Raw genomic sequence first — 19,395 nt, forward strand, 5'->3', positions numbered from 1 at the left:
CGGCCCCTACGAGCGTCCCAGGAGGGGGCAAAGTAGGTCGGCTTCACACCACGGCAGAACACGCACGCGCATGACTTCCGGTAGCGGCTTCGTCTCGCCGTACCGCAGGGCCGACGGTACGGGGAAACAGGATCTCCTCATGCGTCGTGACCGGACCAGCAAGCGCGCGGAACGCCGCTGCCTCTACACGAACGAGACCTACACCCAGGCGCGCTCCTCCCTGCGACCTGACCAGCCGCCCATCCCGCCCGCAGAACGCGATGAGCAGCGTCATTTCGAAGCCGACCTCTTCCACGAGGTACTCGAGTCCCACACAGACTTCACAGAGTCCGCCTTCGGAATCCGACGGGTACAACCGCACCCGACCACCATCGAGCTGATGGTGGAAAGCGACCAGCGTGCAGGCCGGCTGCTGAGCCGGATCCTGCCGTCGTACGAACCTGACGGCGAAGTCCATGGCATGCCAGGGCTCCGGATCCGGCAGTACACCCAACGCGGCATCGAGATTCATGTCGCGGGCCGCCGGACTTCGGCCTGGCTGACGGGCGTGCCGTCAACCGTCTGGAAGCGGCACGAACTCTCCGCTCTGGCGCACCTGACTGACATGGGATGGCGTCCGCTGTGGCGCGGGCCGCAGGAGTGGTCAGACGAAGAGCTTGCATTCGAGCAGCGGTGGAATACAGGAAGCTGGGCCCAGTACTGGTGAGCCGGGGCCTGGTGCAGCAGCGGGCTGCTGCGGCGCCTGGGCATCTTCCAAACGATCACTCCAGCTGACGCGGTCACCGGGTACAGAGGACTCGGTATCAACGGGTACGAAGGCCTGGGCCCCGTGCGCTGGTGCATCGACATCATCCACCGGAGTGGCATCCCGTACCGCAGGGAACCACTAGTGGCTGCACTCACTGACCCCGAGTTCGGCTTGCCAGTCGCCCCCGCCCGTCACCTCGACGCGATCTACGCCGAACAGAGAGAGACCTGCCTCCGCTTGGACGACGAAATCCGCACTGGTCTGATCGAGCTGCGCTTCCAGACCTTCAATTACCCGTCGCTCCAGCTCAACTCGTGCGCTCCCGAGTATCGAAAGATCGCGGAAGGCATCCAACGACGTATCGATCAAGCCCTGTCCGGAAGGCACTGAGCTTGGCTGCCAGCGTTGCTAGGCCAGCCCGATCAGCTTGGTCACCAGGAACGCTCTGCGGGCTTCGACATCACGACGGCGTACCCCCGGTCCCCGGGCCGCGCACAGCGGGCTTTCCGCCGCAGCGGTCGTCTTAATCGCCCCGACGTCCGACCAGGACCCCGCCGATTGGCTCCCGCCAGCCCCGGATGCACAGGGCCGGTACTGGGGGAGTGGGTGTCCACCAAGCTGCGCTGGCAGCTGACCGCGGACGCTCCAGAACTCGAGGCGCTGGAAGTATTCGCCGAAGGGCCATGTGAGGACAGCATCGTCTCCTACGCTCCCGCCCCGTAGCCGGGCCCGTAAGGACCAGTGACGTCGGCGCGCCACGAACCGTCCGAGCCGGCACTTCCAGCTCAGCGACGTCCCGGATCACGGCTGCCATCAGCATGTGATGCTCCCGCTATTCATTCGGCAACTCGACAACGCCGGCCGTCCGGAGGCGTGGCGGAGAGCCTGCGCACCGACATATGTGAGGGATCGGGGCTACGGACCAGATGCAGCAGCGACGCCTCGCCCTCCGCCACCGCCGACGTGTACTCCACGCCTGCGGCGGCGAGTTCGTCCGCGGTCATCACCGACCCCACGATGTTCAGCAGGTGGCCATTGCGCCGCATCCGGCCTGGTCAGGTCAGGAGTGCAACCGGGCGGCGCGTGCTGACACCTCTTCCCTGAAAGGGAGAGGTGTTCTGCTTCTTCATCCTCGCCGGAGGGGTGAGGGCACGTTGGCCGAGTTCCAGGGATATGAACCATAAACGAACGCACTTAAAGCCAAACTTCGGGCAAATGGTTCATTTATGGCCATTGGATCTTTCCGGGGAGTACGCCGTGGTCTGTTGCGGCCTACGTTGCTGATGTGTCGGCCGGGGAGCATCTCCGGTCGCACGAATCGAGAGGTCTCCCCATGCGCTTCACGCGCACTCCCGCAGTTTCCCGGACCCTTCTGGTCGCCGCGATCGCCGTCATCAGCCTCAGCGCCCCCACTGTGGCTTCCGCAACCTCTCGTGCCGACGCGCGCGCGAGCAGTCTGGGCATCCTCGGCTTCCCCGGCGTCAACGGAGTCAAGGGTGTCGGGACCAATGGCGGCGTTGGCGGCCTGGGCGGCACCGGTGGCGCTGCCGGCGCCAACGGCAACGGCGGAAACGGCGGTAACGGCGGCAACGCCGACGGCGCCGTGAGCTTCGGCGGCAAGGGCGGTACCGGCGGTGCCGGCGGTGCGAACGGCAACGGCGGTAAGGGCGGCACCGGCGGCCAGGCCGCCACCCATGGCACCGGCGGCGAGGGCGGTGTGGGCGGCGTGGGCGACGCCGGGGCCCTCATCCCTGGCGGTCAGGGCGGCAACGGCGGTGCCGCTTTGGCCGGTGGTGACCACACGGGCGGCAAGGGCGGCGTCGGCGGCGCCGCCAGCCCGGTGTGCCCGGGCAAGGCCGGAGGCAACGGCACCAACGCCACGTCCACCGCCAATGGCGTCACCGGCGCCACCGGCGCCGCGGGCAAGACCACACTGCCCTGCTGACGGGTAAACCCCCGTCCCCGCCCCCGTACCCCTCACGAGGTGCGGGGGCGGAACCAGGCCTGGACACGGCTTCCTCACCTCGCCGGCGGAGCGGCAGCCGGTCCGCCGTGGCCGGTCGCTGATGCCTCGTTCGATATTCCGTCGAACGGTTTGACGCCGATTGGAGTCAGGGTCGCCGCCTGCGTGTGGACTCACCCCGACAGCGGTCCCCTGCGGGCCGCCGGCCAGTCGTCAGCGAAGTTTCGAAGCAACGCGCCTTCGCTGCTGCGCTGCGCCCCTATTGAGGAGGCCCGATGGCATCGGCCGCGGAATGACAGCTGGACAGCGGAACGGCACGGGCACCCGGCAAGCGTCCAGGGCCTCGTCCAACCGGTCCTGGTGACCGCTGACCGGCAGGCCGGCACGCGGTCGCGCGTGGGGGTGCGGTTAGCTGTACTGGAGGTCGATGACCTGGTAGAAGGGGCGGCCGGTGTCGGCGACCTCCCAGTTGGAGGGCCAGCGGGGGCCCTCTCGGGCGGGGGAGAGCGTTGTCAGTACGGGCTGCGAAGCTCCGGCCATGCCCGTGATGCTCACCTGCGCCCGCTGCGGCCAAGACTTCTCCGTCGCCCCCTCCCAATCTGGCCGGCAGTACTGCTCCATGACCTGCTTCCGCGCGAAGCAGACGCAGGACACCCCTTGGACCACACACGAGTGCGCCCGGTGCAGAGCTGCGTTCCGTCTCCGGGGTAAGGACGCCGACGCAGGCCGTCGCCCGTACTGCTCCCGGCACTGCCACCTCGCCGCGACCGCAAGGCAGAAGTGTGCGTGCGCGCAGTGCGGGATCGAGTTCGTACCCAAAACCGCCACCAGCCCCTCCGGGTCGCTCCAGGGGCGGTTCTGCTCGAAGACCTGCTCGGGGCTCGCGCAGCGCACCCGAGTCACCCGTTCCTGCCGCCACTGTGGGAACGCGCGGATACCTCTTCGGCTATGGCCACATCCCCCTGTTCATCGGCGTCGCCGCAGCCGGCGCCAAGCTCCACGTCGCGGGCCTGTACATGGAGCATCACGCCCAGATCTCCGGCACCGCCGTCGTCCTCGCCCTCGCGCTCCCGGTCGGCCTCTGCATGCTGATGATCTATCTCCTGCATACCCTGCTGCTGTCCACAGCCGACCGCTTCCACATCCTTCTGGTCGCCCTCACCATCGCCGTGCTGCTCACTGCGGTTCTCCTGGCCGCCGCCGGCGTGGACATCGCGGTACGCCTGCTGGTAGTCATGCTCGCGCCGTTCGTCACCGTGATCGGCTACGAGACGGTCGGACACCGCCATCAGCAGAAGATGCTGCAAGAACTGGGTGCGCAATAAGGGCAGTCCCGCAAATGCGGCCATGCTCCGACCTGAGGCCGGCTCGATAGGGTCAGGAGCACAGCCGACGGAAGAGAACCGTTCGATGGCGACGTACGACCAGGTGACCGAGTGGGCCGGTCTGGGGCATGTCACGCGAGCCGGATGGGACGTGGTGGCCGACTGGCGGATACCGGACTCCGCGAAGGCGCAGCTTGTCGAGGTGGGCATCCCGGTAGCTCCGCGCCTCATCGAACGAGTCGTGATGCGGAGCGAGGCTGAGCCGACCCTGCTCACGTCCCGGGGCCCGCTCTACCGTCTCACCGAGCAGGCGGACCCTGATGAGCCGGCCGAGCGGTCATCGTTCGGCGTCGAGCCGGAGACCGGGGCGGTCTACTTCGTGATGCCGGACGGGGAGGCATGGATCGCCAACTCGGGTGTCGGCGTGTGGCTCGACGTCCTTCATCACTACGGCAGCCGCGTCACAGCCTCTGAGCTTCTCAGCGAGCCTGACGGTTCCGAGGAGTACTTCTCTGAGGAGGAGGAAGAGCGGGCTTTCGCCGAGCTGAACCAGCTGGCCGAGAAGCTGAGGGAGATCGACCCGGCGGCCTTCAGCGGCTACGAGGGGTTTCTATGGCCAGGGCTCCTGGACCGCTGGCTCTACTGACCTCGGCCGGCAGGTCCAGGGAGGGCCCGTAGGTCTGGACCGTGCAGGGATGCCAGGCCAATGGCTGAGATGATCTTCATGTGGGGGCTGTGATCACGGCGTCGGAGCCGTCATGGATAGCGCCGTACTCCGGGCTGAGCCCGAAACAGTTCGGGAAACTGATCACCATGCTGCGGCGCGTAGGCCCGCCCCTCGTTCGCAGGGGCTGGCTTTGTCGCCGAGAGTCAGCAACGTTTGTCAGTCAACGCCGAGAACGGTCTGCTGATGGCGGGAAGCGTGTTGCTGAGTTCCGGAAGCGCGTCGGTGCTTGCGTGTGGCCATCGCGTGTGCCGGCCTTGAGAATCAGCGGTAGAACCCTTGGGCCTATACATTTGATCACGGTCGTGGAGCGCAGGCGCCTGGCCTGAACGCTCACACAAGCTTCCTGAGCTGCATTTCGCCGTGCTGTCCTGGATTCCGATCGGCCCCGCTGCGCGCACTGGCTGACGCAGCGTGTGTAGCCGGACAATGCCCGGTCAGCCCGTGAAGGACTCGGGGCCGAAGCGGCCCCACACCACGAAGGCGGCCAGGACGAGGTAGACCAGGTCCACCGCCATGAAGGTGGTCTCGTGACGCCGTATGCGGGTGATCGCCGCGCCGGTCATCATCAGCGCCAGGCCGAGGGCCGCCAGCGGGACCAGAAGTGGCGCGGTGCCGAGCACGGCGGGCAGGACCAGGCCCACCGCGGCCAGCACCTCCAGGGCTCCGATGGTTTTGATGGCGCCGGCGCTGAAGTCCTCGGCCCAGCGGGCGCTGGGGCCGCTGGCGGCGATTTTCTCCTTCGGCGTGATCACCTTGAAAGCGCCGCCGAGCAGGTAGGCGGCGGCGAGCAGTCCGGTGGTGATCCACAGGGCGAGGTTCATGGGAAGTCTCCTTGCATGGTGGCGGCTCGGGGTGCCGGGGTCGGGCAATCGCGTGGCGTGCGGTTGGTCAGCCGTGCTGGCCGGGCTGGTAGTCGCCTGCGGGCTGCTGGATCATGACGTTTCCGCGGTTGAAGGCGTTGATGATGGCGATCTGGGCCACCAGGTCGGCGAGCTGGTCCTCGTCGAAGTACTTGGCCGCGTTCGCCCAGACCGCGTCCGAGACCCCGCCGGCCGCGTCGGCGATGCGGGTGCCCTCTTCAGTCAGCTCCAGGGCGGCGCGTTCGGCGTCGGTGAACACCGTGGCCTCGCGCCAGGCCACGACCAGGTTGAGACGCACCGCGCTCTCCCCGGCGTGCGCGGCGTCCTTGGTGTGCATGTCGATGCATCCGGCGCAGCTGTTGATCTGGCTGGCGCGGAGCATCACCAGTTCCCGGGTGGAGGCCGGGACGGTCGACTCCGCGAGCGCCCTGCTTGCGGCGACGATGTGCTTCATGGCCTTGGCGGCGACGGGGCTGGTCATGAAGTTCAGTCGAGCGTTCATCGTGCACTCCTTGTTCCTGCTGTTCGCTGTCGCCCTCTAAGACAGGGCACCCCCGCAGCCTGTGACAGGAGCTGATGTGACGTGCGTCTCCCCGTCGTGCGGTGACGGTCCGCCGACGGCCGACCGAAATCCCTCGGATACCCTCTGGACGTCCTGTGGATCTTGGAATGAGCAGGCGGGGCGGCGCGCTTGGACTGAGCACCGCCGTCCGCGAGTTGGGGGAGGGGTCTCGTGTCGGGAGCAACGGATCTGACGGACGAGGTCGGCTATCGACCGCTGATGTTCTCCATCGCCTATGGGATGACCGGGTCGGTGGGCGATGCCGAGGACCTCGTCCAGGACGCCTTCCTCGGCCTGACCCGGGCGCAGCGGGCGGGCACCGCGATCTCCGCACCAAAGGCGTACCTGACCACGGCTGTGACGCGGTTGGGGATCAACCACCTGAGCTCGGCACGAGTACGGAGGGAGACCTACGTGGGGAACTGGCTCCCTGAACCGGTCGTCGTGACCAACGACCGACCGGGACCGGTCGAGCACGCCGAGCTGGCCGACTCGCTGTCCATGGCCTTCCTTGTACTGCTGGAGGCTCTCTCCCCGGTGGAGCGGGCGGTGTTTATGCTGCGCGAGGTGTTCGGGTACGACTACCCGGACGTGGCGCGGACCGCCGGGAAGTCCGAGGCGAACTGCCGCCAGATCTTCGCCCGCGCCAAGAAGCGCATCGCCGCGGCTGGGCCGGACGCGGACAGCGTGCCGCCCCCCGCCCAGCGGGCCGAGGGCGACGAGCTCGCCCGCAAATTCTTCGAGGCGGCCGAGGGCGGCGACCTGGACGCGCTGCTCGGCATGCTCGCGCCCGATGTCGTGTACTACGGTGACGGCGGCGGTAAGGCGCGGGCGACCAGGAATCCGGTGGCTGAGCCGCAGCGCGTCGGGCAGTTGCTCGTCGGTGGGTTCCGCCGGATCCGGAGCCTCGGGGCCGATCTCCGTCCGGCCTGGGTCAACAGCCGCCCGGGGGCCGTGACGTACGACCCCGAGGGCCGGGTGGTCAACGTGGTCGAGCTCGACATCGTCGACGGTGTGATTCGGGCGATCCACTCCGTGTCCAACCCGGACAAGCTCGGCCACCTCGGACCGGTGTCCGACATGGCACGGCTCTCGGAGGAATAGTCCACCGGCCCGCGGTACCGCCACTCTGTATCTTGCGGCTCGATCTGGCGCTACTACTTCTGACAGACATTGCACACGGCTGCGGGCAGGAAGCGCTCTTGGAAACCCACAACAAACGTTCGCGGTTGTGACCTACGTAGCCACAGGGGCCGCCCGTGGAGTCTGCCGCTGGAGGACCGGGTGTTGCTGGTTGCCGCTTACTGGCGAACGAACCTGACCTTGCGGCAGCTGGCTCCCCTGTTCGGGATCTCGAAGTCGGCCGCGGGCCGGTTCGTGAGCCAGCTCGGGCCCCTGATCGCGCTGCGGCTGCGGAGCCGTTTCCGTAGAGACACGGTGCTGATCGTGGACGGCACCCTGGTGCCGACACGGGACCACAGTGTGGCGGAGCAGTCCAAGAACTACCGCTATTCCACCAGCCACCAGGTCGTCATCGATGCCGACTCACGCCTTGTCGTCTCCGTCGGACGGCCCGTGCCCGGAAACCGCAACGGCTGCGAGGCGTGGGAACTGTCCGGAGCCAAGAGCTCGGTCGGCAACACCACCGTGATCGCCGACGGCGGCTACCGCGGCACCGGTCTCATCATCCCGCACCGCCGAGAACCCGGCCAGAGCGAGCTGCCGGCCTGGAAGGAAGCCCACAACACCTCCCACCGGAAAAGTCCGCGCCCGAGTCGAGCACACCTTCGCCCGCATGAAGACCTGGAAGATCCTCCGCGACTGCCGCCTGAAAGGCGACGGCGTCCACCACGCCATGTTGGGCATTGCCCAGCTGCACAATCTTGCACTGACCCGGTGAGCAAGGGCTCAGCCCGGCTCGGTCGCGCCGGAGCCCGCCGGCTTCGGGGGCCTCTGGTGTCCGCACTCCAGCCGCTTACCGTCAGCGTCAGTCACTGTGTACTCCAGGACAACCTTGGTCGGGTCACCGTCCTCATAGAGCCACACCGTGATGCCCTCCTGGCAGACAGCGATAGAGAAGCAGACATCGACCCCCGCGGCCTCCGGAGCGACCGCGAAGACCTCCCCGGGCTTCAGCCAGTAGTCCTCACCGTACGGTTCGACGAAGAGTCAGAGATCGTTGGCGCCCGCATTCTCCACAGGTAGCCAGCTGCGTCCCACGTGTCCCCCCAAGGCCCGTTGCTTCATGCATGAACCTCTACACGCCATCCACCCAGCTGCGCCGGGGCCTTGGCGGCGGCTCTCGTGCCACCGACCCTTTACGGGACAGCCCTTAGCCTTGATCCACCGATCCGACGTCTGTGGATTACTCTTCTAGAAACGAGGAAGTGCCTCGTGACCTGCGATGATGGGAGTTCTTCAGGCTTCCAGCACGCTGGATCAGCAAGGCACTTCCGAGATGCAGGTTTCCCATATGCCGGCGGCGGTCTCCGCTGTGTCCGATGACCGAACTCGCCGGTCTTCTGGGAGTACGTCGACGAGGGCTGAACCCTGAGAGGAGACCGCCACCGGGGGCATCAGCGTGCAGTCCACCGGTGGCGGCGACGCCGCCCGTGGAACCGCCCGGGGAACGTCGACGACCAAGTAGTGGGGCTGCGCGAGCCCAAGGAGCAGGGGTGAGACATGCGTTGCGTCAACTGTGGACAAGAGACTGAGTATGAACACGCGCCCCCCATGGGGGGCACACCGGAGATAGGGTTGGTACACGTCAGCAGCGGTATGACGGCCTGTTTCCCGGAGCGTGGTCCGGCAAGCCCGATTGTCAAAGCTCCGGTGCCACCGCACCTCCGCCGCCTTCTGGAGCAGGCACCGCGGTTGCCTCCGCCGCCACCACCCGGATTCCTGATCGAGGATGACGAGCCCGGTTCGGGGGTGTGCAGTCCAACGGCACTGTGACGTCCGTGTCACGCGGGCTGCCCCAGCCGTCGGAGCCCTGTCCGACCCGGACTGTAGCCTGACCGCTGTCCGCACGACCTTGACCCGTTTACCGCCGCCAGCGTCGCCGATCTCGTGTCGTGCTCCCTCCTCGGGGCACATCGGGATGATCCGCGACGGCGCACTGTGCATGCTGGATCCTGAGCTGCCGACTGCCCCGTAGCCTTCCTCCATGCAGGCAACTTTGATGATCTACGACGGCACGGCCGCGCCCGATGCAGATGTGCCACGTACCGGGGGTGTGCCGCTGGCCCCCGAGGGGTTCACCTGGCCGGTATGCGGCGACCACTGCGGAGGGCCGATGCAGTTCTTCGCGCATCTGCCGGTCGAGTACGGCGTCCTGTCGGTGTTCGTGTGCCAGAACGATCCGGGCGCCTGTGAGCTGTGGGACGCGACCTCCGGGGCGAATCGGGTCCTGCTTTTCCCGCCCGCAGGACTGGTACCGGTGGCCGTACCCGAGAAGGGCGTGACGCTGCTGCCCGCAGTGTCGGCGATCACGACCCGGGTCGTGACGCTCGATCCCGAGGAGGATGACAGCGACGATCTCCCTCGCGACACATACGACCTCGCCCGTTCAGGGTGGAAGCGGGAGCCCGACGAGCGGTTCGGGAAGCAACGCGAGGTGCTCGGATCGCTCGGCGGCAGCCCCTCCTACCTGGACGACGACCGGTTGCCCGGGTGCCCCTCCTGCTCCGGCACGACGGAATTCGCGGCGCACTTGGAGGAGGGGATCGACCGGCAGACCGCGATGAACCTCGGCGGCCAGTTGGGCTACGTCTTCGTCTGCCGCCCCTGCTCCGAGGGCGCCTTCCTCACGGGCTGAGCGAGTCTGTGGCGGCAGGCCCCGCCGCCTACGCGGACGGCCCGCCCCCCCGCTCTCCTCCTCCGCCACAGTCTCCTCCGGGGTGTCCGTGAGTGTTCGGTGCAATCCCTGATCCAGGAAGATTCATCGGTTCCCAGTAGCACGTGACGGAGGCCGAGACCGCCGAGACGCCTGAGCCGAAGCAGCCGAAGGCGGTTGACGGTCAGTTGATCCACGAGTTGATGGGTGCGGGCTGCAGGCCGAGAACCTTCGGCTGACAGATGAGGGGGCATCCTTGAGCGGCTGACGAAGTGGCTGCCGCTGTCCGATCGGTGGTCGGGATCAACCGATCACCTCGGCTCCGACAAGCGCAATCCGTGTTCAGCGTCAAGGGGGCGGAGGGCGGGCAAGGGCGGCGGCGTCACCCTTGTGTGCCGCTGCCGTTGTTGTCGAACTTCTCGAGCGGCGTGCGAGCGCCGTCGCGGAACGCGTCGAGGCCCGTCTCGAAGTCGACCGCTGACCCCGCGAACAGCGCCGATTCGTCGGGTGCAACGTAGATTTTGCCTCCGCCGCGTACGGCGTGCACGAGGCAGACGCCGAGCCCGTCGGGCAGCTCGATGACGTTCAGCACCGGGTCGGTCCTGAGCTGAGCGAAGTGCGCTCTGCCCACCACGATGAGCCGGTCGACGCCCTCGGATGCCGCGTCACTGCCGCCTGCGGCAGATGGCAATGGTGCCGTGCGGTCCTCGACCGCCTCGACCGCGTAGCCGGAACGCTCGGCAGCGTCGAGGAATGTATGGAGATCGGATGCCTCGCGCAGGAGCGCTCCGAGTTCGCCCTCGCATTCGGCCACGTGGAACGTCGCAGTGGCGAACGGATGCGTGACCCGTGCAGCCCCTGGCAGCGGCGGCGGGGTTGAGGTGCTTACGAGCGCCCCCGGTTCGCCCCTGAGTCCCATCGCGAGCCGCTTGCCGTGAAAGAGGCGGTATGTGCGCACCGACCCGGTTGCATCACTCACGACGTCTGCTCCGTTTCCTATAGTTGCTCGTAGGGCTCCGCGTATGCACCGCCCAGCAGTAGAACAGCCCGCCGCCCGTAACCGCAGGCGTCCTCAACCTTCGAAACGCCGGTTGCTGGCCAGCACCGCGCAGTGAGCCCGGCGCGGCCGCCTACTCGGATCCGACCTCGACGATCCGGACGTCCTCGGCAATCGAGTCCTCCGCCACCCCCCTGGCCCGGTAGACCGCCAGGTCGTAGGCGTCGTACGACGCCAACGAGCTTCCCTCGTAGGTCCACTCCACGCAATATCGCTCCGCCACCCGGCTCCCCTCCCGTTCGCGACCAGCAGCCGAAACTCTGTCCGAATTCGACCTGCAGGCGTTCGCCCAACTGGGAGACGTGCGCGTGGCCCTAGGGGCGAGAGGACGGCCTCCAAATATTCAGCCTAACGGCCCGGCTGCGTGCGGGCGCGCAGCCGGGCCGGCGGCCGGGGGGTGGGCGGCCCGCGGTCACATCGTGAACCAGGCCAACACCCCCCGAAGGCTCGGGCTCGCCGCCATCCCAAAAGGGCCGGTGAACCTCAGGATGCTCCGGAGAAGCCTGGCGCTGGAGATGGCCTACCGGCCCGGCGGCGTCCTGGACGCCAAGATCCATCTCAAACACATCAGCGTCGCCGCCACCGAGGGCTATGCTTCCCGCCCTGGCGGTGCCCAGGCCGAACTGCTCGCGGAGGTCAACAAGCACGAGAGCGAGCGCAATCTCCGGCTCGTGTTGGAGGAGTTCCGCAACTACCAGCAAGGCATCCTGCCAGCCGGGCCGGGGAGCCCGCAGCCTCACCGCTTCTTCGCCGGCATCGACGGCAACCGCGACGACGCGTCAGCCGTCGCACCCAAGGCCCAGCGAAGTGACCGCGACATCCTCAACCTGTTGACCAAGCGGGCCAACACCCTCCATCTCGGCCCGGCCAACTACTGCAGGTTCACTGCCCCTTCCCGGGCGCTCTGTCTGAAGCTGGCCGGAACCCCGAACGCCGACCGACCGCTGGTGGGAATGTGTGACTCGGCCCGCTGCCCGCAGGCCACCCACCACCCCTGCCACCGCCCCGTCTGGACCGAACACGCCGAACGGACCCAGATCTTCCTCGGCCAGCTCGGCACCACCCGCAAGACCGAACGCACCCTGCTCCAAGCCGACTACGACCGCGCCACCCGCGTGATCGCCGAGATCGACGCCGCCACCGCCACGACCCACGAGAAGTCCGCATGAGGATCTCCGCTGCCCAGCGGGCCGAGAACGAGAACCGCATCCGATCCGCCATGGACCGGCTCCTCAGAGGCGAGATCCCAACCGGAGGAAAATGCGACGTCAAGACCCTCGCCACCGAAGCGGGTGCCGATCGCACCGCCTTCTACGGCACCCGCCCTTACGCACACCTCCGCCAGGAGTTCGAACGCCGCCTGCAGGCCTTGCAGCAGGCCGGGGAAATCCCTGACCCGCGCGAGGCCCAGATCGCCCGGCTCAAAGCCGAGGTCACCGCGCTCAAGACGCGGCCGACCGCTGAGGAGAAGGCCAACGAAGAGCCCAGCGACTTCCGCACCCAGGCCCTGGCCCGGCTCGCCGCCTAGCACGAAGAGATCCTGCACCTCCGCCGGTCGGCAGCGACGGCAGACCGCGTGACACGCCTTCCAACATCCCGAACCACAACGATCGGATCCTGCAGTTAGGCAACCGCCCCGGCCTCCGCCGCCATTCGCGTTGGCTCACGGCGATGTCGGTGAGAACCGAGAGTACGTGGAAGGCCATGCCGGTGTGTCGGAGGCCGACGGCATAATTCGGGCCATGGACCTGAGAGCGGAACTGATGCCCCCGTCAGTGAGCCAGCGACGCCTGGACGAGCTCTGCCGTGAGATCGTACGGATCGCTGACCTGGTGCTCTCGGGATCCGAGAACGCGGATGAGGCGATCAGGGAGTTCAACGCGAAGTCGGGCCATGACTGCGCGGCCCTCGACTTCGCCGAGTACGACGGCGGCCGGGACCTGGTCGAGTTCGCGTTGGAGGCTGCCCGACCGGCTCGCCCCCAGATCGCGGACATCACCATAGACGAGCTCGTCGAAATCGTCCGGAGGCTCCTCGCGGGAGACCCGGAGAGCGACTACTACCTGCGGCTACTCGACGCCAACGTGTCGCATCCGCGGGTCAGCGACCTGATCTTCCATCCCCCAGCCGCACTTCGGGATGCCTCGGCTGTGCAGATCGTCGAAGAAGCCCTCAGAAACCGGCCGATCGCCCTGTGAACGGCGAGACAGGCCAGCTGGCAGCAACATTGATCGGAGACCATGATGGGCCTCACCTGGGTGACTTCGGCGGGCGGGCCGTTGATCCTGGCTGCCGAGTCAACCTGCACGCAGTGGGGTGGGGCACCACGCAACTACCCCGATGACGAAGGCGATTACGGACGAGCCTGCGAGGTCGAGGGCTACGTCGGGCTGATCGACGTTGGCGCTTCGCAGGCTCTGGTCCTCGGGGACATGCCGGCGCGGACGACATTCCTCCCCGAGTTCAACGTTCTGGTCCGTGAGATCGCGGGCGACGACGACGAAGCAGAGCTGCCGGACCCGGTTGCCGGACTGCTGTCGAAGGTGGACTGGGAACCCGGACCTTTTTGGAGCGTCACGGAGCCGGTCATCCTGTTCGACTCGGTTTACGACTCCACCGAGGTCCAGAACGAGGAGCACCTACACGTCGACCTCGCACCGGGCGAGTACGCCATCGAAGCCGGTTACACCGAGACGCCCGGCGAATACCTCATCCTCGTGCGACTCACACGAATCTGAGTCCGTGCCTCGGATGCGGTGGACGAGACCCGATGCCACCCGGGAGCGTGGTCCGCGTCACGGCCGCGCTGTCGCAATGCAACACGCTCCAATGCCCGGCTTGCAAACACGGCCTCCGAAGCCTGCCAGCTCACTCAATGACAACACGCACTCCTCCGCACACGGCCTCTGCGGACACAAGGCACGCCTAGGCCCAGCGTCATGCCGACGTTGGCGTCCCGGTTGGCGTGCTGAAAGAGCTCATGGACCACCGGTCGATCGTCACGACGATGTCGTACTGCCAGGTGTCCCTGAAGCGGGAACGCGAAGCCGGTCATCACCATGCGGAGGCACACCATCGACCGTTCCGGCCGTCCGGCACCGTTCACCAGCACCACCGACTACGGGGCCCAGTCGGTCGCCGCCCCGTTCGGCAACTGCCGCGAGCCCAGCAACGTCAAGGCCGGCGGCAAGGCATGCCCGATCCGCTTCCAGTGCGCCGGCTGCGGCTTCTACCGTCCCGACCCGTCCTACCTGCCCGCGATCGAACAGCATGTCAACGACCTGCGGGCCGACCTCGAGACCGCCAGGGCGATGGACGCGGACGACTTCGTCGTCCGCAACCTCACCGACCAGATCGCCGCGTTCACGAACGTCGGCGACACCATGCGCGACCGGCTCAGCAGCCTCCCCGAGGATGAACGCGAGGATATCGAGGAGGCCAGCGCGGTCCTGCGGAAGGTCCGCGCGAGCCGGGACCACAAGCTGCTGCCGCTGACCGTGATCCGCAAGGAACCCCGGGACGATGTCGGCTGAGACGTCCGAGAAGCCCTCCAGGACGCCCGCGGAGGTCCTGAAAGCCGCACGTCAGCGGGACAGCGCCGACATACGCGGACACGTCCTCAAGGCCGTCCAGGACATGCTCCGCGACAACCGGCGCATCATCTTCGCCGCGGTCGCCCGCGAAGCGGACGTCTCCAGCTGGCTCGTCTATGCCCCTGGCCTGCGCGAACGCATCGACCAGGCACGAGCACGCCAGGCCGCCGAAGGCCACCAGGACCAGCGGAGCGGACGGAAGGTCTCCACCGCCAGCGAGCAAACCGATCTGCTTCTCGCCCGACAGGAGATCAAGCGGCTGCGAACCGAGAACGGCCAGCTGCGGCAACAGGCCCGGGTTCATCTCGGGCAGCAGGTCGAACAGCTCGGCAGCCACGACCTAGTCGAACGCGTCAACGAGCTCACCGAGGAGAACCTGCGGCTGTCCACGGCGGAACGGCAGGCGACCACGCAGAACGCGGAACTCCAGCAGCGGTTCCAGATTCCGGCGGTGTCCTTCTCGGTGGTCACCGAGTCCTCCATCAGAAAGGGAGTAGGGGTCAGGGGCGCAGGACGTAGCAGCGGAGCACATCGAGGTCGGCGGTCTGGACGGTGGACCAGCCGGAGGTGAGGGATTCGGTCTCGGCGGAGCTGATGCCGAGGCGGTGAAGGGGGTCGGTGTCCTCGCGGCGTCCGGCGATCTCGGTGACCACCCAGAACGCCCCGCCGGGGGCAAGGAGGTGACGGACACGGTTGAGGAAGGCCGCCTTGTCGTCCATCCACCGGCAGACGAGACGGCAGGTGATGACCGCGTACACGGGCTCCGGCAGTGCCGTGAGGTCGCTGGTGGTGGTGATGTCGGCGCACCGCCATGCCGGTCCGGAACCGGGGCCTTCGTCGTGGGCGGCGGCGAGTGCGACGGCGCTGGGAGAGATGTCGATGCCGGTGGTGCGGATCCGAGCTTGTGGTGGAGGTGGCGGGGGCAAACGCCGCTGAAGCTGTTTTGTGGTTACTCTGCGGCTCGGTTTCCTGCTGCCGGGAGGGCTGGTCTAGGCTGCCGCAGTCGTTGGCCACCGAGGTCGGCGGGGCCAAGGAGAGGCAAACGATGCCGCAAGCGGGACACGCGACTGGCCCGGCGGGCCCGCCGGGCCAGCGGACGCTCAGTGCGGTGGAAGAAGCGGCCAGGATGGACGCGGTGCGCCGCTACAACATCTTGGACACCCCGCCGGATGGCGCGTTCGACCGCGTCGCGGCGATGGCGGCCCGGCTGTTCAAGGTGCCGGTGGCGAGCGTGACGATCGTGGACGAGGACCGGATCTGGTTCAAGGCCGCCCACGGCCTGGAAGGCGTCAGCGAGATCACCCGGGAGCCGGGCCTGTGCGGCTCGGCGATCCTGTCCGAGGAGGCGTTGGTGATCCCCGACACGCTCACCGACCCCGTCGCCTTCAACAACAGTCTGGTCACCGGGCCGATGGCGGTCCGGTTCTACGCCGCCGCGCCGATCATCACCGGCGACGGGCACCGGCTGGGCACTGTCAACATCCTCGACACCAAGCCCCGCCTGATCAGCGAGGCCGACACCGCCACCCTCGCGGACCTGGCCGCGATCGTGCTGGACGAGATGGAGATGCGGCTGTCGGCCCTGAACGCCCTGCGCACCGAGCAGGAGCGGCGCCGGGAGCAGGAGGAGGCCCGGCAGCGCACGGAGCGGGACAAGAGGGCCATCGAGGCGTTCGCCTCCACTCTCCAGCGCACCCTGCTGCCGCCGGCGCTGCCGGTGGTACCGGGGCTGGAGCTGGCCTGCCACTACGCCACCGCCTCCCCACAGAACGTGGGCGGTGACTTCTACGACGTCTTCCCCCTCGACGGCACGAGGTGGGCGTTCTTCCTCGGAGACGTGTGCGGCAAGGGCCCCGAAGCCGCCGCCCTGACCTCTCTGACCCGCTACACCCTGCGCGCCGCAGCCCTGATCGACCCCGACCCCGACAAAGTCCTCACCTCGCTGAACACGGCGCTGCTGCTGGACCCGGCTGTCGGCACCCGGTTCTGCACCGCTGTCTTCGGCGTCCTTGAACCGCACGAGAAGGAAGGGTTCACCGTCACGGTGGCCACCGGCGGGCACCCCCCGGCCTATCACCTGCGCGGCCAGGGGACAGCCGAAGCGGTGCACCCCAAGGGCGGCATGCTCATCGGCGCCCTCGACGGCGCATGCTTCGCCTCCCACACCATCCACCTCGCCCCGGGCGAAGGACTGCTCCTCTACACCGACGGGCTGACCGAGGCCCGCATCCTTGGTGGCGAAATGATCGGCGAAGAGGGCCTGACCCGTTTCCTTTCCGCACGCACCGGGCCCGTCAGCGCGGCGGCAGTCATAGGGGACACCGTCGACCTCATCGACGCCACACCCCACGGGGCCGGTGACGACGTCGCCCTGCTAGCCCTCTCCGTCCCCCTCGCCGATGCCGCAGACGGCCTCACCGCGACCGCCACCGCCCACACCATCGCCGCCCCCGCCGGCGAGACGCGGGAGAGCCGCCCATGACCGACTTCCGCCTCACCACACAGCACACCGACGGCGACCTCGCCCTGGCCCACATCGCCGGGGAACTCGACATAACCGCCGCCTCCCACCTGCGCGCCCAGGCACTCGCCCTGATCGAACAAGGCCACCGCCACCTGATCCTGGACCTCCAGGCAGTCACCTTCTGCGACTCCTCCGGCCTCAACGCCCTGATCGGCATCCTCCGCTGCGCCAAGACCGCCGACGGCACCCTGGTCCTCGCCGCCGTCCCAGAGCGCCTTCAGCGGATGCTGGACCTCACCGGCCTGAGCACTGTCCTGCCCGCCCACCCCAGCGCCGCCCACGCCCTCGTCGCGCACACCCCCAGCCAAGACACAGCCACCGCATAACCCCCTGCGGTGGCCGCCAGACAAGGGCGGCCACCGCAGGTCATGAGAGGGCACGACCGACACCTGGACAGCCGCACCCGCGCCCTCAGCACATTGGCGACCCCCTGGGCGTTCCCGCCCCATCCGACCGAGATCCGCATCGGCTACGCCCGCGTCCCCACCGCCGGGGCAGAAGCGCGATCGGCAGACGGGCGCGCTCACCCCGGCGCTGTGCCAGCGGACCCACGCCGCGCTGATTTCCATGCGCCAAAACGCCTATCCGGGCCAGGACTTCTACAAGTACCTGCGCGGCTTCCTGCCGGACTGGCCAACTGACCTGCGCCGAACAAGCCAACTACGAGGCGCCACAAGTCGCGGATACTTTCAGCGACGCCCCGGCCAGGCTGTCCTTCTCCGCGCCGTCATACCGGTAGGTGACGTCGCGGACCTCGAACCGCTCCGGAGGCGCGGGCATCACTTCGGAGCCACGGGAGGCCACCATCGCCTGCCCGTGGGCGTTGTCGAGGAAGTTCTGCCAGTCCTGCACGTACCAGCCGGTGCGCACGAGCCGGGCCCCGCCGTTGATGATGCCCCGTACGGAGCCGGTCGCTGTCTGCAGGGCGAAGACCGCGCCGCCTCCGGCCGCCAGGTCCATCCGGCCGGAGACCAGCAGCCACAGCAGGGTCGCCCAGAGCGCCGCCGAGGCGACCACCGGCCGCCGCCCCGGCGAGGCCTATCCAGGCCCCCGCGTTCGCGGCCTCGCGCTCGGAGATGTTGACCGAGGCGGCCAGGCGCCGGTAGCGGCCCAGGAGGAACGGCCCGGCCAGGCAGGCCCGCATCTCCTCACTGGACTCCATGGAGGACATGTGCCAGCGCAGCTTGTGCAGCATCCGCCGGCGACCCGACGTCTCCAGCCCCGCGAGGTACACCACGCGCGCCGCCCGTACGTACGCGGCGGCCTGCGGCAGGCATGCCAGGAGAAGCAGAGGCAGAAGAAGGGGATGGATCACGGCGAGGACGGTCGCACCGGCGGCGAGGGTCGCCGTGGCGGCCAGCACGTCCTGGGCTTCCTCCGCGAGGTCGGGGGTCACCTGGGCGCCGCGGTCGGCGATGTCGTACTGGTCGTTGCACCCCGGCTTGTTGTTCGCCGCGGCTTCCGCGCCGAGAGCCGCCTCGACCATGCTGACCTCCGCGGCCCGGGCGAGCACCGGCCGCAGCCGCCCGGTCAGCCAGGTCACCGTGACCCCCAGCAGGGCGCGCAGACCCGCGGCCACCGCGACGACGGCCAGCTCCGGAGCCGCCTCCCGCAGCCGCTCGGTGATGTCACCGGAGGAGATCAGCGCGGTGAGTGTCCCGGTCACGGCGAACAGGCCCAGCGCGGCGAGCACGCCGGTGCCGATCTGGCGCGCGAGCAGCCCGGCCGTCGCACCCCGGTCCACCTGCCACGCCATCGCAGCGACCGGCGCACCAGCACGGGCAGGCGCCGCGCCATCGTGGTCGTCGTCATCTGCGCGCCGGCTCGGAGCCGGGACTCGTCCCGGTACTGGAACTCCTCCTCCTGCGCCGCGCCCCCGCTGTCCGATGGAGCCCCCTCCGCTTCGTCCGTGCTCGGCTGTGCGGCTGTGCTGCCCGAGGTCAAGTCGATCCCCCTGTCGGTCGGACACGGCTGGTCCGTGAGGCTCAACGACGCAACCCTGATATCGAACACACGTCTTTCGGACGGTCCTGAAGCCCCGGGATAGAGCGTTCAAGGAACCGTGGAAACTGCACCGACCCAGCTCCTGCAACGGCACGGCCACCAAAGGGGGTTGGCCGAATTGCCGAGGCTCCCAAGCGCCGTACGCCAACAGGCGGTTGGAGCGTGCGGGGCCGGGCGGACTTGCAGAGTGCGGGGCT

General features: G+C 68.2%; 22 protein-coding genes and 4 pseudogenes. 18 read left to right on the forward strand and 8 right to left on the reverse strand.

Features of this window, described 5'->3' with window-relative positions:
* Positions 1–70 precede the first annotated feature (70 nt).
* The 3 genes and pseudogenes from AC07FA_RS28110 to AC07FA_RS28120 all read left to right on the forward strand — a co-directional run.
* Positions 71–706, forward strand: coding sequence for a hypothetical protein (locus AC07FA_RS28110; protein WP_479079100.1), 636 nt, complete (start codon positions 71–73; stop codon positions 704–706).
* 183 nt (positions 707–889) lie between these two features.
* On the forward strand, positions 890–1,138 hold the full coding sequence (locus AC07FA_RS28115) for a hypothetical protein (RefSeq protein WP_479079101.1): 249 nt from the start codon (positions 890–892) through the stop codon (positions 1,136–1,138).
* Between the two features lie 145 nt (positions 1,139–1,283).
* Positions 1,284–1,471: pseudogene (locus tag AC07FA_RS28120) on the forward strand (HNH endonuclease); the annotation flags it as partial.
* A gap of 113 nt (positions 1,472–1,584) precedes the next feature.
* Here the strand turns inward: AC07FA_RS28120 and AC07FA_RS28125 are convergent.
* The gene (locus AC07FA_RS28125) at positions 1,585–1,752 is read right to left on the reverse strand and encodes a hypothetical protein (RefSeq protein ID WP_479079102.1); all 168 of its coding nucleotides are present in this window, start codon (positions 1,750–1,752) and stop codon (positions 1,585–1,587) included.
* Positions 1,753–2,081: 329 nt separating this feature from the next.
* Between AC07FA_RS28125 and AC07FA_RS28130 the strand changes: the two genes are divergently transcribed.
* Positions 2,082–2,693 (forward strand): hypothetical protein, encoded by a 612-nt coding sequence (locus AC07FA_RS28130; RefSeq protein WP_479079103.1) that lies wholly within the window; start codon positions 2,082–2,084, stop codon positions 2,691–2,693.
* A gap of 426 nt (positions 2,694–3,119) precedes the next feature.
* Here the strand turns inward: AC07FA_RS28130 and AC07FA_RS28135 are convergent, their stop codons facing one another.
* Complete coding sequence (locus AC07FA_RS28135; RefSeq protein ID WP_479079104.1) at positions 3,120–3,251, reverse strand: hypothetical protein; 132 nt, start codon at positions 3,249–3,251, stop codon at positions 3,120–3,122.
* A 380-nt stretch (positions 3,252–3,631) separates the two neighbouring features.
* Here AC07FA_RS28135 and AC07FA_RS28140 point away from each other — a divergent pair, with 380 nt between their 5' ends.
* From AC07FA_RS28140 to AC07FA_RS28150, 3 genes and pseudogenes are all read left to right on the forward strand, one after another.
* A complete protein-coding gene (locus AC07FA_RS28140) occupies positions 3,632–4,036 on the forward strand; it encodes a low temperature requirement protein A (RefSeq protein ID WP_479079105.1) in 405 nt (134 codons plus the stop codon).
* An 85-nt stretch (positions 4,037–4,121) separates the two neighbouring features.
* Entirely contained in the window at positions 4,122–4,682 is a 561-nt protein-coding gene (locus AC07FA_RS28145; RefSeq protein WP_479079106.1) for an SUKH-4 family immunity protein, read from the forward strand.
* Between the two features lie 80 nt (positions 4,683–4,762).
* Positions 4,763–4,888: pseudogene (locus tag AC07FA_RS28150) on the forward strand (IS5/IS1182 family transposase); the annotation flags it as partial.
* A 309-nt stretch (positions 4,889–5,197) separates the two neighbouring features.
* Here the strand turns inward: AC07FA_RS28150 and AC07FA_RS28155 are convergent.
* Positions 5,198–5,584: a DoxX family protein gene (locus AC07FA_RS28155; protein ID WP_479079107.1), complete on the reverse strand. Its 387-nt coding sequence runs from the start codon at positions 5,582–5,584 to the stop codon at positions 5,198–5,200.
* A gap of 67 nt (positions 5,585–5,651) precedes the next feature.
* Positions 5,652–6,125: a carboxymuconolactone decarboxylase family protein gene (locus AC07FA_RS28160; RefSeq protein WP_479079108.1), complete on the reverse strand. Its 474-nt coding sequence runs from the start codon at positions 6,123–6,125 to the stop codon at positions 5,652–5,654.
* A 231-nt stretch (positions 6,126–6,356) separates the two neighbouring features.
* On the opposite strand from AC07FA_RS28160, the gene sigJ reads away from it, so the two are divergent.
* The 3 genes and pseudogenes from sigJ to AC07FA_RS28175 all read left to right on the forward strand — a co-directional run bounded on the left by sigJ (position 6,357) and on the right by AC07FA_RS28175 (position 10,002).
* Positions 6,357–7,289, forward strand: coding sequence for an RNA polymerase sigma factor SigJ (gene sigJ, locus AC07FA_RS28165; RefSeq protein WP_479079109.1), 933 nt, complete (start codon positions 6,357–6,359; stop codon positions 7,287–7,289).
* 144 nt (positions 7,290–7,433) lie between these two features.
* Positions 7,434–8,085 (forward strand): annotated as a pseudogene (locus AC07FA_RS28170) (transposase); the annotation flags it as partial.
* A 1,266-nt stretch (positions 8,086–9,351) separates the two neighbouring features.
* Entirely contained in the window at positions 9,352–10,002 is a 651-nt protein-coding gene (locus tag AC07FA_RS28175; RefSeq protein ID WP_479079110.1) for a YwqG family protein, read from the forward strand.
* 400 nt (positions 10,003–10,402) lie between these two features.
* Here AC07FA_RS28175 and AC07FA_RS28180 read toward each other — a convergent pair whose 3' ends face one another.
* Complete coding sequence (locus tag AC07FA_RS28180; RefSeq protein ID WP_479079111.1) at positions 10,403–10,999, reverse strand: hypothetical protein; 597 nt, start codon at positions 10,997–10,999, stop codon at positions 10,403–10,405.
* Positions 11,000–11,150: 151 nt separating this feature from the next.
* The gene (locus tag AC07FA_RS28185) at positions 11,151–11,300 is read right to left on the reverse strand and encodes a hypothetical protein (RefSeq protein WP_479079112.1); all 150 of its coding nucleotides are present in this window, start codon (positions 11,298–11,300) and stop codon (positions 11,151–11,153) included.
* A gap of 265 nt (positions 11,301–11,565) precedes the next feature.
* On the opposite strand from AC07FA_RS28185, the gene AC07FA_RS28190 reads away from it, so the two are divergent.
* The 6 genes from AC07FA_RS28190 to AC07FA_RS28215 all read left to right on the forward strand — a co-directional run bounded on the left by AC07FA_RS28190 (position 11,566) and on the right by AC07FA_RS28215 (position 15,241).
* On the forward strand, positions 11,566–12,246 hold the full coding sequence (locus AC07FA_RS28190) for a hypothetical protein (RefSeq protein WP_479079113.1): 681 nt from the start codon (positions 11,566–11,568) through the stop codon (positions 12,244–12,246).
* Entirely contained in the window at positions 12,243–12,605 is a 363-nt protein-coding gene (locus tag AC07FA_RS28195; protein ID WP_479079114.1) for a hypothetical protein, read from the forward strand. The genes AC07FA_RS28190 and AC07FA_RS28195 overlap by 4 nt, the downstream gene beginning before the upstream one ends.
* Before the next feature lie 214 nt (positions 12,606–12,819).
* Positions 12,820–13,275 carry a hypothetical protein gene (locus AC07FA_RS28200; RefSeq protein ID WP_479079115.1) on the forward strand — a complete coding sequence of 152 codons (456 nt, stop codon included), beginning with the start codon at positions 12,820–12,822 and terminating at the stop codon, positions 13,273–13,275.
* A gap of 42 nt (positions 13,276–13,317) precedes the next feature.
* The gene (locus tag AC07FA_RS28205; RefSeq protein WP_479079116.1) at positions 13,318–13,815 is read left to right on the forward strand and encodes an Imm21 family immunity protein; all 498 of its coding nucleotides are present in this window, start codon (positions 13,318–13,320) and stop codon (positions 13,813–13,815) included.
* Between the two features lie 321 nt (positions 13,816–14,136).
* Positions 14,137–14,610: a hypothetical protein gene (locus AC07FA_RS28210; RefSeq protein WP_479079117.1), complete on the forward strand. Its 474-nt coding sequence runs from the start codon at positions 14,137–14,139 to the stop codon at positions 14,608–14,610.
* Positions 14,600–15,241, forward strand: a complete 642-nt coding sequence (locus AC07FA_RS28215; protein WP_479079118.1) for a DUF6262 family protein — start codon at positions 14,600–14,602, stop codon at positions 15,239–15,241. The genes AC07FA_RS28210 and AC07FA_RS28215 overlap by 11 nt, the downstream gene beginning before the upstream one ends.
* Here the strand turns inward: AC07FA_RS28215 and AC07FA_RS28220 are convergent.
* Positions 15,171–15,596: a class I SAM-dependent methyltransferase gene (locus tag AC07FA_RS28220; protein WP_479079119.1), complete on the reverse strand. Its 426-nt coding sequence runs from the start codon at positions 15,594–15,596 to the stop codon at positions 15,171–15,173. The two genes, AC07FA_RS28215 and AC07FA_RS28220, sit on opposite strands and share 71 nt — an antisense overlap.
* Before the next feature lie 119 nt (positions 15,597–15,715).
* Here AC07FA_RS28220 and AC07FA_RS28225 point away from each other — a divergent pair, with 119 nt between their 5' ends.
* Together AC07FA_RS28225 and AC07FA_RS28230 are read left to right on the forward strand one after the other, a co-directional pair.
* Positions 15,716–17,152: a PP2C family protein-serine/threonine phosphatase gene (locus AC07FA_RS28225; RefSeq protein ID WP_479079120.1), complete on the forward strand. Its 1,437-nt coding sequence runs from the start codon at positions 15,716–15,718 to the stop codon at positions 17,150–17,152.
* A complete protein-coding gene (locus AC07FA_RS28230; RefSeq protein ID WP_479079121.1) occupies positions 17,149–17,520 on the forward strand; it encodes an STAS domain-containing protein in 372 nt (123 codons plus the stop codon). Before AC07FA_RS28225 ends, AC07FA_RS28230 begins: the two co-directional genes overlap by 4 nt.
* A gap of 358 nt (positions 17,521–17,878) precedes the next feature.
* Here AC07FA_RS28230 and AC07FA_RS28235 read toward each other — a convergent pair.
* Positions 17,879–19,138: pseudogene (locus AC07FA_RS28235) on the reverse strand (ABC transporter); the annotation flags it as partial.
* Positions 19,139–19,395: the final 257 nt, after the last annotated feature.

The sequence above is a fragment of the Streptomyces sp. NPDC045968 genome (assembly GCF_056430475.1).